At 59.4% G+C, this 14,185-nt stretch carries 14 protein-coding genes; 7 read left to right on the top strand and 7 right to left on the bottom strand.

Annotated elements, in window-relative coordinates; translation table 11 throughout:
• Window positions 1–4: 4 nt before the first annotated feature.
• Window positions 5–748, top strand: coding sequence for a M14 family metallocarboxypeptidase (locus tag ABIQ96_RS04650; protein ID WP_348213388.1), 744 nt, complete (start codon window positions 5–7; stop codon window positions 746–748).
• 175 nt (window positions 749–923) lie between these two features.
• On the opposite strand, the gene ABIQ96_RS04655 is transcribed toward ABIQ96_RS04650, so the two are convergent.
• The 6 genes from ABIQ96_RS04655 to ABIQ96_RS04680 form a co-directional block, all read right to left on the bottom strand.
• Window positions 924–1,181 (bottom strand): type II toxin-antitoxin system Phd/YefM family antitoxin, encoded by a 258-nt coding sequence (locus ABIQ96_RS04655; protein ID WP_348213389.1) that lies wholly within the window; start codon window positions 1,179–1,181, stop codon window positions 924–926.
• 155 nt (window positions 1,182–1,336) lie between these two features.
• Entirely contained in the window at window positions 1,337–2,251 is a 915-nt protein-coding gene (locus ABIQ96_RS04660) for a hypothetical protein (RefSeq protein WP_348213390.1), read from the bottom strand.
• Window positions 2,251–4,413: a hypothetical protein gene (locus tag ABIQ96_RS04665; RefSeq protein ID WP_348213391.1), complete on the bottom strand. Its 2,163-nt coding sequence runs from the start codon at window positions 4,411–4,413 to the stop codon at window positions 2,251–2,253. The genes ABIQ96_RS04660 and ABIQ96_RS04665 overlap by 1 nt, the downstream gene beginning before the upstream one ends.
• The gene (locus ABIQ96_RS04670; RefSeq protein ID WP_348213392.1) at window positions 4,410–5,267 is read right to left on the bottom strand and encodes a hypothetical protein; all 858 of its coding nucleotides are present in this window, start codon (window positions 5,265–5,267) and stop codon (window positions 4,410–4,412) included. Before ABIQ96_RS04670 ends, ABIQ96_RS04665 begins: the two co-directional genes overlap by 4 nt.
• A 389-nt stretch (window positions 5,268–5,656) precedes the next feature.
• Window positions 5,657–6,349 carry a hypothetical protein gene (locus tag ABIQ96_RS04675; protein ID WP_348213393.1) on the bottom strand — a complete coding sequence of 231 codons (693 nt, stop codon included), beginning with the start codon at window positions 6,347–6,349 and terminating at the stop codon, window positions 5,657–5,659.
• A gap of 530 nt (window positions 6,350–6,879) precedes the next feature.
• Window positions 6,880–7,794, bottom strand: a complete 915-nt coding sequence (locus tag ABIQ96_RS04680) for a LysR family transcriptional regulator (RefSeq protein WP_348213394.1) — start codon at window positions 7,792–7,794, stop codon at window positions 6,880–6,882.
• Window positions 7,795–7,930: 136 nt separating this feature from the next.
• Here ABIQ96_RS04680 and ABIQ96_RS04685 point away from each other — a divergent pair, with 136 nt between their 5' ends.
• From ABIQ96_RS04685 to ABIQ96_RS04700, 4 genes are all read left to right on the top strand, one after another.
• Complete coding sequence (locus ABIQ96_RS04685) at window positions 7,931–8,302, top strand: hypothetical protein (RefSeq protein WP_348213395.1); 372 nt, start codon at window positions 7,931–7,933, stop codon at window positions 8,300–8,302.
• Between the two features lie 65 nt (window positions 8,303–8,367).
• Window positions 8,368–8,964 (top strand): pyridoxamine 5'-phosphate oxidase family protein, encoded by a 597-nt coding sequence (locus ABIQ96_RS04690; protein ID WP_348213396.1) that lies wholly within the window; start codon window positions 8,368–8,370, stop codon window positions 8,962–8,964.
• A complete protein-coding gene (locus ABIQ96_RS04695; protein WP_348213397.1) occupies window positions 8,961–9,392 on the top strand; it encodes a nuclear transport factor 2 family protein in 432 nt (143 codons plus the stop codon). The genes ABIQ96_RS04690 and ABIQ96_RS04695 overlap by 4 nt, the downstream gene beginning before the upstream one ends.
• A gap of 18 nt (window positions 9,393–9,410) precedes the next feature.
• Window positions 9,411–9,959 carry an NADPH-dependent FMN reductase gene (locus ABIQ96_RS04700; RefSeq protein WP_348213398.1) on the top strand — a complete coding sequence of 183 codons (549 nt, stop codon included), beginning with the start codon at window positions 9,411–9,413 and terminating at the stop codon, window positions 9,957–9,959.
• Here the strand turns inward: ABIQ96_RS04700 and ABIQ96_RS04705 are convergent.
• Window positions 9,940–10,848, bottom strand: a complete 909-nt coding sequence (locus ABIQ96_RS04705; RefSeq protein WP_348213399.1) for a TIGR01777 family oxidoreductase — start codon at window positions 10,846–10,848, stop codon at window positions 9,940–9,942. The two genes, ABIQ96_RS04700 and ABIQ96_RS04705, sit on opposite strands and share 20 nt — an antisense overlap.
• Before the next feature lie 106 nt (window positions 10,849–10,954).
• On the opposite strand from ABIQ96_RS04705, the gene lptD reads away from it, so the two are divergent.
• Together lptD and ABIQ96_RS04715 are read left to right on the top strand one after the other, a co-directional pair.
• Complete coding sequence (gene lptD, locus ABIQ96_RS04710) at window positions 10,955–13,417, top strand: LPS assembly protein LptD (protein WP_348213400.1); 2,463 nt, start codon at window positions 10,955–10,957, stop codon at window positions 13,415–13,417.
• A gap of 11 nt (window positions 13,418–13,428) precedes the next feature.
• A complete protein-coding gene (locus ABIQ96_RS04715; protein WP_348213401.1) occupies window positions 13,429–14,073 on the top strand; it encodes an NAD(P)H-dependent oxidoreductase in 645 nt (214 codons plus the stop codon).
• The last annotated feature ends 112 nt before the right edge of the window (window positions 14,074–14,185 follow it).

Genomic DNA, 14,185 nt, shown 5'->3' on the forward strand with positions numbered 1-14,185 from the left:
TTAAATGACGGGAGCACTCGATTGGCAGGAATACCAAGCCGCCTTCCGCATGGCGGCGGTTGCCAACGGCTTCTCGGAAGACCTGTTAGCAAATTTCGAACAAGGCCCGCTGCTCGCCTGGGAACGACTGGCGGACGGTCCGTGCGTCTATCTATCAGCGGGCATCCACGGCGACGAACCGGCGGGACCTCTCGCATTGCTGGAACTGCTGCGCGAAGGCTTTTTCCGGGCCCCGGTCCACTGGGTGCTCTGCCCCGCGCTCAATCCCACCGGCCTCGTCGTCGGCAGCCGGGAAAACGCCGCTGGCATCGATCTCAACCGCGATTACTGGAGCCGCAACACGGAGGAAGTCATTGCCCACACCGCATGGATCGACCGGCTGAGGACGCCGGATTTGTTCATCTCCCTGCACGAGGATTGGGAAACGAAGGGCTTCTATTTTTACGAAATCAACCTGCGCGACGACCGCCCGGACCGCGCGCATTCCATCCTCGCCGCCGTGAGCCCGTGGTTCCCCGCCGAAGCCGGACCGGAGATCGACGGCCACGACGTCCGCGAGGACGGCTGGATCTATCATGCCGCCGAGCCGGACCTCCCCGAAGGCTGGCCGGAAGCGATCTATCTGGCGAAAAAAGGCTGCCCGATTTCCTTCACCTTCGAAACCCCGAGCCACGCCGAGCTCGAGCAACGCGTCGCCGCCCACATCGCCGCGGTCAAGGCCGCGTGCGCGTGGATCACGGCCCGGTGATGTTAGGGCGGGCGGGTTGTGCCACCGGAAACGGGTCCGGAGTTCACGGTTTACCGTGCTCTTGATGCGGCAGTCCGAACTTCGGACCGCAGAACGAAGCGACCGCCGGGGGGCATCGTCGAAAGCAATATAGTCGCAATCTGTCCCAAATCTTCCAAGGCGGGCTCGGTCCAAATCAATCGAGCCATCGGGAAAATCGGGTTTTTGCCCCTTCGCGAGAAACCACTCTTCCCTCAAAAATCGCCTTCTCGCCCTTGGCGATGCCCTCAAGAAGCTCAATCCTCGACTCCATCATTTCGTAAGTCGCCACATCGACGAGATAGGCGGCAGGCAGGCCGTGTTGAGTGATCAAAAGCGGTTCGTGAGCGGAGGAGACTTCCAAGATCAATTCGGTAGCCTTCCTTTTCAGGGTGGTGACAAGTTCCGTCCGCATGAAAGTGATACTAATATGACACTCGCTGGCCCGAAGAGATTTCTCGCCGGGCATCACCTGGCTTGGAAGGATTGCCTCCACGGCTCATAAGGAGGAGTTGAGCCAGACATCAATGGTGCGATTCGCACTGACAACAGTTGGTCGGAGAACCCACCTCATTTCGACGCTGAAAGCCGGATACGCCGCCAAACCAAGCCTGACAACAATGCCGTCACGCCGCCGAGAATCCAAGCCCAAAATGTTACTCGCGACTTGCTGTCGTTGATATTCTTGTTGGATTTTAGGGAGGGCGCTGTTTGTGCCGCCGCCGTTGGTTTCGGACCATCATTTGGCGGGTTTGCCATGGCGATTGTCTCCCAAGTGCCGTCTGCTTTGAAGCGGTACTCCACCTTCTGGCCGACAAAAGAAAAGGTGCGCCTGCCGGATTTGATTTGCTCCCACCAGGCGCGGGTTTTGGCGAGATGTTCCTCCGGGTTCTTCTCGTAACTTTCTGTCGTCGCGGGAGGATTTCTCAAGCCTATATTCGCGATGGCAACCGATGAACCGTAGGAGTTTGCCTTGGGATTTTCTCCCCAGTCACTTCCAAGCGTTTCCAAGTGAGCTGGAGCATCTTTGTCATCTGATAGAAAATCTCCGAGAACTGAGATCGTTTCGGGACTTGGCAGACGACTCAATGTTCTGAAATACTTGGTACGATTGAAATCGTAGGAGACCCGGGGACCTGTGCTCGTTGGGTAGGAAGCTACCCCTTTTTGTTCCCTCTTGATCTCATTCGAGAAGTAAAAAGCGTGGCTGGGGACAGCAAGCAGCTCTTGTTGTATTTTTAGGTAGATCGCGTCTACCGCTGGACTGTGCCCCTCATGGTTGTCTTTCCTATAGCCCATGTTTTGCAGGCCCAGCCAGAGGTCTGCCGGCCGGACATCGGGAGATTCGCCTTGCGCTTCCGCCAGCTTTGATTCCCAAAGTAGGACTTGCTCCGCTTCGATCCGGCGATTCTCTTCCGTCCACTCTACGGTTCCCGCAGATAGAATGCCAACCCCGCTGATCAATATGGTAAGAATTCTTTTCATCAGTTATCTCCATTAGTTCTTTCGCTTAACCACGTTTCCGCCTTATCCCATTCCGATTTGACGAGTTGGGATCCTCTGATGACGTTTTCCTCGCTGAACATGATTCGTTTTAAGTGAGCGGTTTCGGTCAAGTGCTGCAGGGGTGCCACCCCCCCTGCTAGCGGCATTAACGGATCATATAGATCAGGGTGACCGGGTCCTACGATCAGATGCCCAATCTCGTGAGCCATATTATGCAAAGGGTCATCGCTATTCAAAGTAACAACAGCACAGTTTGCATAGGTTCCGGAGGTTGTATCGTCCACCGGATAGCTCGAACCTGCAATATTGTAGGTTGTCGGTATTGCTGGGTCACCCGTACGGTAGAAGCTGTCCTTGATCACGTAGACGTTGATATCCGCGGTATTTGTGCGGTAGGTGTTGATCATTGCCTTTTCCTGGGGTCCGTGCTTAATGGTAAAGGCGCTCCCGGTATTCGCATGTTCGAAAGGCCTCTCATCCTGCACATCAACATCGGACCATGCATTGATTTGATAGGCAAAGATTTGATCAAGCGTGTTTTGGATCTTTGCCTCATAAGCGTCCTTGGCTGCTGCGTCCGTGAAGAAAGCTGCTCTTCCTGGACGGTTGATCGGCCATACTGCCACCTTCACCGTCCGCCTTTTCATCGTTTTCACTCCAATGGGAAGGGTTGCTGCGATTTTGGTCTCCCCCGGACTGCCTATTTTCCAAACGGGGGCGGGCGTTTCGGTGGTGGTAGCGGAACTTCCGTGCCACCCACAGGTCGGAGGATCCACTCCCAAGGTGACCGTGCCTGGGGTTGGCGTTGCCGGTACCGACCCGCCCGAGGGATAAGATATCTCCATGCCCAACGGGGAATTGAAAGGGATTTTGAACTTCATTTCATTCGAACAGGGACTTCCGTTCGGATCATTGCCTGAAGGCGCCATGATCCAGAATTTATCCTGATAGCCGGTATCGGTCGGATCGGCGGTGAGGGACATGTCATCCACGCCGGTGGCGGTGACGTTGTCGGCGACGGCTACCGGGATCAGAGTGACTTGCACCTTCTCGTGGTCCCCAGTGAACGCGGGCAGAATATCAACAGGATCGGAAACGGTATGACCGGCTTGAATGGTGATTTCCACGGACTCAAAGGATGTGGTCCCTGCCGTATCAAATGTGAATTCCGGCCCGCGTTTTGTCATTTGCAGGACCTTGATTTTCCTATCTCCCGACACCGCCGGTTTGGTCTCCAGCCAGAAACGTGTTTGGATCAGTTCCGCACCAATGGTGTTGTCGGAATAGCCTCCATTCAGAATCTGTTGTACACCGAAGGGAGCTTGCGAAGGTGGCGCGGTTGGGAACGAGATATCCTCGGAAAGAAAGTCAGCATAATCTTCAGGCCCGACCGCTTCAAAGATAGAGGTACCCAGAGAGGAATCCCAAAATGCTTCTGTCCACACAAGACCAAGGTCTCTTCGAATGCTTCTTTGGGCCTTCCGCCAGACCGGAGGGTATGATTCGTTGGACAACGGATCATGTCCGCTTTTGATTTCATCATCGTCATTCGCGCCGTCTCCGTCCGAGTCGGGATTGGAGGGATTGGTTCCCTTCGCTTGTTCGTCTCCATTGGAGATTCCGTCGCCGTCAGCGTCGCCATTGAACCCGTTGCCGGGGTAGAGGCTGCCATTGTCGGTGGGATCGAGACCATGGTCGCGCTCGAATTTATCGGTTAAGCCGTCGTGATCGGTATCGGGGTCGAGCGGGTTGGTTTGGGTGCTGTTCCAGCCGTACGGGGTGATCTCGGCCAGATTGGTGAGGCCATCGTTGTCGAAATCGGCCGTGTCGAGATTGGTGGCGGTCTGGTCTGTGTATTGGAGGCGGTAGAAGGCTTTGTCGGCGGTGCCATCGACTTCGTAGCTGATTTCCTCGTTGTTTCCGCTTTCGATTGCGGGAGCCCAGTTCCATTTTTTGAGAGGATCGGCGGGATCGGACACCTGGATGAAGTAGCTGCGTCCGGTCTTGCCATACCATACGACGAATTTTCCGCCGGTGGGTGGAGCGATGAAACTGAAGGGTTGGTCGATGCCGTTGGTTTGGGCGTTGGCTGGGAGAGTCCAGAAGCAAGAGACCAGAAGCAGGAAGGAGAGTTGTTTCATCGTGCGCCCTCCTTTTTCTCCGGCTGCGGGTTGGCGAGGTAACGGCTGCCGCGATGGGGGCGGAGGACGAACGTTTCATCGCGCGGGGCAGGTGGATGCGCCTCGGCCCAGGCGGTGGCGTCGTTCTGTTGTTGCTTTCTAGCGGATTGATAGGCCAGCAGGCGCTCGTTTTCCGATGTGATGAGGTCCCTGATGATTTGCAGGCGGGCAATCGCGTCGGGGTCCTCGGGATTGCCTTGAGTGATGAGGAACTGGCCAGCGGCGATTTCCGGGATGCGGGGGAGGAAATCGCGGAAGGGGCGGCGGATTTCGGTGGTGTCGAAATCGGAGTGCATCAGGAAAACCGAGTAGTTCTCTCCGTCGCGAACGAAATCCCCGATTCCGGCGAGAAGGCCGATGTCGAATCCGCACACGGCCTGATAGGTTGCGCCGGTTTCCTGATCGGTCCAATGAACCTCGCTGACCTTGTGGTCGTAGATGGTGGCTCCGAGATCGAGGGAGTGCCTGTGCTGGTAGACGAGGCGCGCGCGGTCCTCTGGCGTAAGCTCTCGGGGTGGCGTTACGGGTTCCGGTGGCGGCGGCGGGGGAAGGTCCGGCAAGGTGGAGGCGGCACCACGCTGGATGGTGAGGGTTTTGCCGGATAAGCTGGGAACAGTAGTGGCGGCGTCGATCTGGATGTCGGGCAGGCGTTTGCGCTCGACGGGCGCGGGCGGGGTGAATGAGGGGACTTGCAGCGAATCAGGGATGAAAGTGCGGGCGGCTTCTGTTGGCTTGGATGCTTTTTCCTCAGCAGACAGGCGGATGCACAAGAGAAGAGAGATGGTGACAAAACGACACGCCTTCATAGGTGTCATTTCGATGACATCCTGACTCCTCAGGGACAAGGGCAAAGTCAGAAACGTGTCTGATGATCCGGCAGTCGAACTTGGCAGGAGAGTAACAAACGCGCTTCGAATCAAGCGGGAGCAGCTTGGTATTTCTCAAAATGAATTGGCTCAGCGATGCAATATGAGCCGCACCGGGCTTCGTGCCATCGAGCTGGGAATCAATTCTCCGACATTTGTTTCACTCTGTCTAATTTGCACGGCCTTGGGTGTTTCCCTGGGCGAGATCGTTGCGGAAATGGAGAAACAGTCTTAGCGGGAGATAGACTCCTAGGGCGCCGTCTGTCGGAAAAATGACACGCGGCATTTGCAGGACAAATGCCGCGTGTGGTTTTCAACTCTAACTCACTTGGGTCTCCTCAGCCGCCGACGGTGACGAAGACTTCCGCGCTCCATTGGCCGACCTGGCTGTCGCCGACCCGATAGATGGCCTTGTAGGACCATTTCGCCGGTGCGGCGGGGAACGGCGCGGTGTCGATGTAGCCGGGGGTGCTATCGTAGGTGAGCAAAACGTAGCCCGCGCCTCGATCCACCTGGATCTCGATGAGGTCGAGGTGGCTGCCATGGCCCTGCCAGCCCCAGGCGATTTTCACCTGACCGCCTTCGAGAGTGGCGGTGAGTTCAGGGGCGAGGGTGGACAGGTCGGGGCCGCCTTTTTCCGTGCCTTCGATACCGAGGGCTTTTCCCATGGCTTCATTGTAGGCGGGATTCGCCTTAATGAGGCGGACGAGATTGCGGAAGCGGGTCTCGATACCTGCTGCCACGTCGGGGATTGCGGCGGGAAACACGGGTGGGACGGGGGCTCCGGACGGCGGAGGAGTGCCGCCTTCGCGCATGATTTTTTTCCAAGCGCTCCACTGGCTGGCGGCGTTCTGGACGACGGTGCCGGTGGTGAGGTTGTAGGCGAAGTAATCCGCATCGGCGGCCTGCTCGGTGACTTGCGCGGGGGTGAGGCCGAGGACGGTCTTGTAGCCGCCCACGCTGTTCTTGAAGGTGGCGAGCTGGGTGGAAAAGCCGGGATCGGCTGGGGCGATATAGTCGTTTTTTGACATGGTTCTATTTTGTTACTATTTGGTTTTCTGTGTCTTGTGTTTCGAGCAGATCAGTCTGCGGGAAAGTGGGGAGGGTGCCGGAGCACGGGCAATCCGCCGCGGATGGGGAGGCATCCGGCGTCGAATGAGGGATCATCCGGCACCAAATGACGGTGCGCCCGCGGCGGATGAAGGATGAATCGGCACCGGAGCGTGGAGGTCCGGCACCAAACGAGGGGGCACCCGGCACAGGTTCAGGTATGACGTGGTGCCAGGGAGCGGCGGTCCGGTGCCGGAACCCGAACGCACGGCACCGGGTGCGGGGTGGTTCGGCACCGGAACTGGAGTGATCCGCCACGGGCGCGGATCCACCCGACTGCCTATCGGAAAGGGGAAATGACCGGGGAAAGGGAATTACTGCCAGTTAGAGGCAGCGGGGCGGGATCTGTCAAATGACCAAATCGGCATTCGTATAACAGAAATGGAATTTCGGAAAAATCAGGCAGTTTATCCGCCCTTGATTCCGGCCCCGTCGCGGCGTGACCAGTGGATCACGACCCGGTCATGTCAGGCCGACTGAGTTGAGCCGCCACCTCTTTCAGCGTGCTCACAAACGCCTGGGTGGCGGCGGAGGCCTTGCCGCGTTGCCAGAGGAGGATGAAATCCCAGCGCGCCTTGGCATCGGACACCGGCACGAAGGTGATGCCTGGGTGGGTGGTCGCCGTGAAATAGTCAGGCATCAACGTCACGGCCGACTCGGAGGCCACCATGGATAGAACGTGGGAAATTCCATCCGTCACTGCGACGAACCGCGGCTTGAATCCGGCGGTGCGGCAGAGCGAGGTCATCCAGCGGTTTCTACCCGGCATCTGGTCCTCGTCCACGCCGATGAAGTCGCGACCTATCAGATCCTGGATGGCGATGCGTTTCCGCGCCGCAAGCGGATCGCTAACAGGAAGCGCGGCGCACACGCCGAGCGAGCAAAGCCGCAGGCTGTGGAAATCCCGGGAAGCGACCGCGCCTTCCTGGCCGATGAGCGCGACGTCGAGTTCTCCCGAGCGCAGCGCGTCGATCTGTTCCTTGGGAGACATGTCGTGGAGCTTGAGTTTGATTTCCGGATGGGTTTCGCGGAGCCGCTCCATCGCCGGAGACAACATCGACTGCGCGGCGGAAATGAGGAACCCGACCCGCACCTCGGATCCCGCTCCACGCGCCGCACGCCGGACTTCCGCCAGCGCGGCCTCGTAGGAATCAATGACCGGACGCATGGCTTTCACCAGCGTGTGCCCGAGGCCCGTCGGTTTCACGCCGCTGGTCTCGCGTTCCAGCAGACGGCCGCCGACCTCGCTTTCCAACAGTTTCATCTGCCGGCTCAACGCCGGTTGCGTGATGCGCAGCCTGACGGCGGCCCGGTTGACGCTGCCTTCCTCGATGACGGTGAGCAGGGCGCGGATGCGGTCGATCATGTCCCGATGGTATGCCCATCCGGCATAACGGCAACAGCGAACCGGCATTATCCGCCGCGCCCGGAAACGCGGAGGATGCACCTGTCAGCCGGGAGGTATTTCCCGCGATCCAACCAAACACCGAATCCAACCAACCATGAAAACCGCCATCATCATCATCAGCGATCCTAAAGCCGGAGAAGAAGCTTTCGCCCGTGCCTTCAACGCCCTCGCCGTCGCCTCCGAAGGCAAGCGGGCGGGCGACGAAGTCGAAATCAGCTTCATCGGCACCGGCACCCGCTGGCCGGCCGAGCTGTCCAAGGTCACCAATCCGGCAAACGGACTCTACAACGAAGTCCGCGAGCTCGTCGTCGGCGCGTCATGCGCTTGTGCCGTGGTCTTCGGTGCGACGGAAGGAGTGGAGGCCTGTGGCATCGAGCGGAAAAGCGATAACGCCATCGCCGGCACGCCGGGAGTCCTCAGCCTGCGCGGTTATTTCGTCGAAGGCTGGCAGGTGCTGGTTTTCTGACAAACTGCAATCCCGGAATGGCGGTGGCATGATTCCACCGCCATTCCCCAACCCACTCCACCGCCATGGCCCACAAGTTCCTTGATCTCGCATTCACGCCGGAAGTACTCGCCGCCCAGCAGCATTACTACGGCCGCTCCCAGGTGATTCCACCGGCCGCGCAGGACGATCCGCTCGGGCCGGATGAAACCACCTTCATCCAATCGCGCGACAGCTTCTACATGAGCAGCGTCAGCGAAACCGGCTGGCCGTATCTGCAACATCGGGGCGGTCCGGCGGGATTTTTGAAAGTCATCTCTCCCAACGAGATCGCCTTCGCCGACTACAAGGGCAACCGCCAGATGCTCAGCACCGGAAACGTCGCCACCAACGACCGCGTCTGTCTATTTCTGATGGACTATCCGCGCCGTGAGCGGTTGAAAATGTTAGGCCATGCGGAGGTTCTCGATGCGCGGGACCATCCGGAGCTGGTCGCGCGAATCACTCCGCCCGAGCTGATCAAAATCACCGAACGGGTGGCCCGCATCCGGATTGTTTCCTACGATTGGAACTGCCCGAAATACATCACTCCGCGCTTCACGGCGGCGGAGGTTAACGAGATCATTTCCCCGCTCAAGGCCCGCATCGCCGAACTCGAATCCCAACTCAACCCACCATCATGAATCCACGCCCGCCGCTCCCGCCCTTCACCGAGGAAACTGCTATCAGAAAAGTCCAGGCTGCCGAGGATGCCTGGAACAGCCGCGATCCCGAACGCGTCTCGCTCGCCTACACCGAGGACACCGAGTGGCGGAACCGCGATGTTTTTCTCAACGGCCGCGCCGCCGTGGTCGATTTTCTAACCAACAAGTGGCGGCGCGAGCAGGATTACCGTTTGAAGAAGACGCTGTGGGCCTTCACGGGAAACCGCATTGCCGTGCGCTTCGAGTACGAGTGGCACGACGCCGCCGGCCAATGGTGGCGCAGCCACGGCAACGAAAACTGGGAGTTCGATGAAAACGGCTACATGGCGAAGCGCTACGCCAGCATCAATGATCAGGCGATCACCGAGGGCGAACGGAAATTCCGCTGGCCGCGCGAGGGGGAATAGGATCTATCCGTCTGCGACATGAACGCGAAGCCCCTGCATCTTCTTGCGATTTCCGGCAGCCTGCGGGCTGCCTCGGCGAACACAGCCGTGCTGCGTGCCGCCATCGAACTGGCTCCGTCGGAGGTGACGATCACGCTGTATGACGGTCTGGCGGAGCTGCCGCATTTCAATCCGGATCTCGACGGTGAAATCGCTCCGCCCGCTGTTGTGGAATTCCGCCGCCAGCTCGCCGCTGCCGACGGGGTTTTGATTTCCTGCCCCGAGTATGCCCACGGGGTGCCGGGGAGTTTCAAGAACGCACTCGACTGGGTGGTGGGCAGCGGCGAGTTCGTGGACAAACCGGTGGCGCTCATCAACGCATCGCCCCACTCGACATGGGCGCTGGCCTCGCTCACCGAAACTCTAACTGTCATGTCGGCGCGGCTGGTGGATGAGGCGGCGGTCACGCTGCCGCTGGGGTCGAACCGGATCGACCGGGAAACCATTCTAGCGGATTCCGGGCAGGCGGATCCACTGCGGGAAGGTCTGATCCGTTTTTCCCGCTGGATTATTTCGGCGAAGTCCTGACCAAATCGGCCAACGCGGTTTCCAGCGTCGGATAACGGAATTGAAAACCGTCGGCATCAAGCGCGGTGGGCAGGACGCGGTGGCTGGCGAGGAGGGCGGTGCTGAACTCACCGAGCACCAGCCGCAGAACGAATCCGGGCACCGGGAAAATGGCCGGACGGTGGAGCGCGGCGGCGAATTTGCGGGTGAGGTCGCGGTTGCGCTCCGGGTAGGGCGCGGTGCCGTTGACGGGACCGGCGAGGCTGTCGGATAGAACGGTATGGACGATCGCGGCGCGAAGGTCATCGACATGGATCCACGGCATCCATTGCAGGCCGGAGCCGAGCCTTCCTCCGATGCCGAGTTTGAAAATGGTGCGGAGTTTCTCGAAAGCAGCCCCGTTTTTTCCAAGAACAACGCCGATCCGCAGGCAGACGACGCGGACGCCCAGTGACCCGGCATCGTGCGCGGCGTCCTCCCAATCGCTACACAGGGCGGCGAGATAATCACTGCCGGGGCAGGCGGTTTCGTTGAGGATTTCTTCGCCACGGTCGCCGTAGATTCCGATGGCGGAAGCGTTGACGAGGACTTTGGGCCGGTCGTGCTCCGGGAGTTTCGCGAGCGCGGCGACCACCCGGTTGGTCACGCCGACGCGGCTCTCGTGGAAGAGACGTTTGGATTTCTCGGTCCAGCGCCGGTCGATCGGTTCGCCGGCGAGGTTGATCACGGCGTCGTGGCCGGAAAAATCGAGGGCATCGGGTGTTTGCCAGCGATCCACTTCGGGCAGGCTGCCATTCGCGGAGCGGCTGACGCCGGTGACGGCGATCCCTTTTTCCGCAAAAAGCGTCGGAAGGCCGTGCCCGACAAAGCCGGTCACGCCCACGATAGCAACCCGCTGGAGCATCCGCATGCAGAAAGGTGGCCCGGAATATGGCCGGGGCAAAAGGGATTTTCCTCCGAATTCCAACAGGCTTTCGCCCTTTACTTCACGGGGTCTTGGATCTCTTATCACGGCGATGCTGAAACTTGGTGCATGGATCATTTCCCCGCTGCTTTTCCTACCTCTGGCGGCCCAGGATACCCAGGTTCTTCCCGAGGAGGCCGCCGGGGTGCCGCCGGTGGACACGATCACGCCGGTTCCAGCTCCCGAGATCCCTTTTGGCGCTGCGGTGGACATGAAACAGGCAATGCCAGCCAACCTGAAACTCGTGACCGACGGGCCGATCAGCTTCGTCAAGGACGTGGGGGTGAATTTCGAAGGCCCAGGCCTGAAGCTCACCGGTGACGACGGCCAGGAAGTCTTCGCCGACCGCGCGGTGGTGGATTTCAAGGCCAAGACCGCGACGATGTCGGGCCACGTCAGCATCTATCAGGGAAATATCCTCCAGCGCGGCGAGCAGGTGGTGTATTACTATGAGCGGAAATTCCTCGATACCAGAAATCTGAAGGTTTCGCTGGATCCGATCCTGTTGGAAGCGGGGAAATTCACCGTAGAGAACCGCGACGGGAAAAACGTCTATGTCGGCGAGGATGCGGGCATCACCACGCATGACGTGGAGGACCCGAATTTCTGGATCCGCTCGAAGAAGACGACGATCTATCCGGGCGAGAAGGTGGTGTTCGAAGACATGCGCGTCTATGCCGGCGACATCCCGGTTTTCTGGCTGCCTTATCTCGCCCAGCCGCTTGATCCCGAGCTCGGCTATCATTTCATTCCCGGCGCACGCTCGAACTGGGGCCCCTACCTGCTCAACACCTACGGCATGATGCTGGGTGGGGACCTCGACGAGAAAACCGGCGAAAACAAGGATGCCTGGCTGCTATCCCGCTGGCATCTCGACCTCCGCGGCAAACGCGGCGCCGGCACCGGCGTGGATTTCGTGGATACCCGGTTAGAGAACCGCGACGAGTTCACCGGACTGACGATGTACTACCTGAACGACCTCGCGCCGGATACCAGCACCACCGGGATTCCGCGCGGATTCGTCAATGAGGACCGTTACGAATTTTCGCTGAAAAACCGCTGGAAACTCGATTTCCCGGACCACGATGCGGATTGGCGGCTCGATGCGAATCTCTCGCTGCTCAGCGATGCCTACTACCTTCAGGATTTCGAACCCGTCCAGTTCCGGACCGACCCCACTCCGGATAATACGATCGGAATCTATCGGCGCGATGAAAACTCGCTGCTGTCGCTCTACACACGGCTGAGGATCAATGATTTCTACCGCACGGACACGCGCCTGCCGGAAATTTCGTTCGACCAGTCGCCGGCTCCGCTTTTCGGCCTGCCGATCCTTCATGAAGGGTCCACGTCGCTTGGCTGGATTGGCGAGCAGGCCGCGGATTTCACCCGCGACCAAGCGGTCAATCCGTTGATGCTCCTCAAGGCGAACGACCCCGCGGCGCAGCCGTTGCTGGACCAACTCCACGGCTATGAACGGCAGCTCGCCGAGCAGATCCTCGCGCTGCCGCTCAACGACCCGCGCCGCAAGGAAATCCGCAACCAACTGCTGGAGTCGAACTACACGCGCTTCAACACCTATCAGGAATTCACCATGCCGTTCATGGTCGGAAATTTCCTGAGCATCGCCCCCCAGGCCGGGTTGGGATACACCAACTACAGCGCGGTCGATGGTCCGGTGGATGGCTTCGACAAGACCACGCTGCATGGCGGCATCGAGGCTTCGGTGAAATTTTCCAAGGACTACGGTGACTATCGGAATTCCCGCTGGGGACTCGATGGATTGAAGCACGTCATCCAACCGTATTCGTATTGGTCGATCGTTTCCACGGACGACTACGAGCCCGGCGACCCCTTCGTTGACCGCCTCACTCCGACCACCCGGCCGCGTCTGCTGGACCCCTCTCGGTTCGTCGCAGTCGATGACATGCAGAGCTGGAATATCGTCCGGATGGGCACGCGCAACCGCTTGCTGACAAGACGCGACAACCAATCCTACGAGTGGCTTTTCGTGGATACTTATATCGACGCCTTCATCGAGGATCCCGAAGGCCAGCGGAATTACTCGAACCTCTACAATGACGTGAGGTGGCAGCCGGTTCCGTGGCTCGGCGTGGATCTGGAAACACAGTTTCCCGTCGTCAGCGGCGGCTCCGGCTTCAACGAGTATAACAGCCTCGTGCGCTTCATTCCTAACGATTTCTTCCAGTTCGGAATAGGCTATCGCGTCCTGAGCGGCCATCCGGTGCTGCAGGATTCCAACGCGGTGGATCTCGAAACCTACACGCGGCTATCTGAAAACTGGGGCATCGGCACGCAGCACATCATCGAGTTCGACGATGGGACACTCGAGCTGGAGCAATACACCATCCACCGCGACCTCGGAAACTGGGTCGCCGGAATCGGGCTCTCGCACCGCGACAACCGTCTCCAACAGGAATACGGCGTCATCTTCAGCCTCACGCTCAAGGATTTCCCCGCGGTCTCCTTGCCTTTCGAACTTGATGGTCAATAGTCGCCTCCACCATGACTCTCTCCACTGATAAACTCCTCGCCTCCCTGCGCTGGCGCTACGCCACCAAGAAATTCGACCCCGCCCGCAGGATTTCTGAAAAAACCTGGGAAGCGATCGAGGAATCGCTGGTTCTAACACCATCTTCATTCGGGCTCCAGCCGTGGAAATTCATCGTCGTCAACGATCCCGGCGTCCGCGCGAATCTGTCAGGCGAATCCTGGCGGCAGCCGCAGGTGACCGCCGCGTCGCACTACGTCGTGCTGACCGCCCGCACCGATTTGAACTCCACCGACATCGACGCGTGGATGGAACGCATGGTTGAAACGCAAGGCTCCAGCCACGAAGCCGTCGCGCCTTACAAGGGAGTGATCGAAGGTTTCGCCCTGGCGATGAGCCACGAGGCCCGGCACGCTTGGAACGTCCGGCAGGTCTATATCGCACTCGGCCAGCTCATGGCCACCGCCGCCATGTTAGGCATCGATGCCTGCCCGATGGAAGGCCTCAGCGCCGTCGGCTACGATCACATCCTCGGCCTCGAAGGCAGCGGCTACGCCACCGTCGTCGCCTGCGCGCTGGGCTACCGCGCGGAAGACGACAAGGTCGCCGCAATGCCGAAGGCGCGCTTCGACCGGTCACGCGTGATCAGCCATATTTGAACCGTGGTCGCTGCGTCCGGCGGTGATGTGTTACAACTGACACATCGGATTGAAATCGCCTGATCTAGCAATTTACGAATTGCCGGGAGAATCAACTCGGCACATGTTTTCA

This window comes from Luteolibacter sp., from assembly GCF_039920825.1.
Lineage (GTDB): Bacteria > Verrucomicrobiota > Verrucomicrobiia > Verrucomicrobiales > Akkermansiaceae > Luteolibacter.

What these genes read in the sequence shown, in the direction of transcription:
- ABIQ96_RS04675 (WP_348213393.1), bottom strand. Translation starts at nt 6,349, where the DNA reads ATGTCAAAAAACGACTATATCGCCCCAGCCGATCCCGGCTTTTCCACC.
- ABIQ96_RS04680 (WP_348213394.1), bottom strand. Translation starts at nt 7,794, where the DNA reads ATGATCGACCGCATCCGCGCCCTGCTCACCGTCATCGAGGAAGGCAGC.
- ABIQ96_RS04705 (WP_348213399.1), bottom strand. Translation starts at nt 10,848, where the DNA reads ATGCGGATGCTCCAGCGGGTTGCTATCGTGGGCGTGACCGGCTTTGTC.
- ABIQ96_RS04660 (WP_348213390.1), bottom strand. Translation starts at nt 2,251, where the DNA reads ATGAAAAGAATTCTTACCATATTGATCAGCGGGGTTGGCATTCTATCT.
- lptD (WP_348213400.1), top strand. Translation starts at nt 10,955, where the DNA reads ATGCTGAAACTTGGTGCATGGATCATTTCCCCGCTGCTTTTCCTACCT.
- ABIQ96_RS04715 (WP_348213401.1), top strand. Translation starts at nt 13,429, where the DNA reads ATGACTCTCTCCACTGATAAACTCCTCGCCTCCCTGCGCTGGCGCTAC.
- ABIQ96_RS04700 (WP_348213398.1), top strand. Translation starts at nt 9,411, where the DNA reads ATGAACGCGAAGCCCCTGCATCTTCTTGCGATTTCCGGCAGCCTGCGG.
- ABIQ96_RS04695 (WP_348213397.1), top strand. Translation starts at nt 8,961, where the DNA reads ATGAATCCACGCCCGCCGCTCCCGCCCTTCACCGAGGAAACTGCTATC.
- ABIQ96_RS04670 (WP_348213392.1), bottom strand. Translation starts at nt 5,267, where the DNA reads ATGACACCTATGAAGGCGTGTCGTTTTGTCACCATCTCTCTTCTCTTG.
- ABIQ96_RS04650 (WP_348213388.1), top strand. Translation starts at nt 5, where the DNA reads ATGACGGGAGCACTCGATTGGCAGGAATACCAAGCCGCCTTCCGCATG.
- ABIQ96_RS04685 (WP_348213395.1), top strand. Translation starts at nt 7,931, where the DNA reads ATGAAAACCGCCATCATCATCATCAGCGATCCTAAAGCCGGAGAAGAA.
- ABIQ96_RS04665 (WP_348213391.1), bottom strand. Translation starts at nt 4,413, where the DNA reads ATGAAACAACTCTCCTTCCTGCTTCTGGTCTCTTGCTTCTGGACTCTC.
- ABIQ96_RS04690 (WP_348213396.1), top strand. Translation starts at nt 8,368, where the DNA reads ATGGCCCACAAGTTCCTTGATCTCGCATTCACGCCGGAAGTACTCGCC.
- ABIQ96_RS04655 (WP_348213389.1), bottom strand. Translation starts at nt 1,181, where the DNA reads ATGCGGACGGAACTTGTCACCACCCTGAAAAGGAAGGCTACCGAATTG.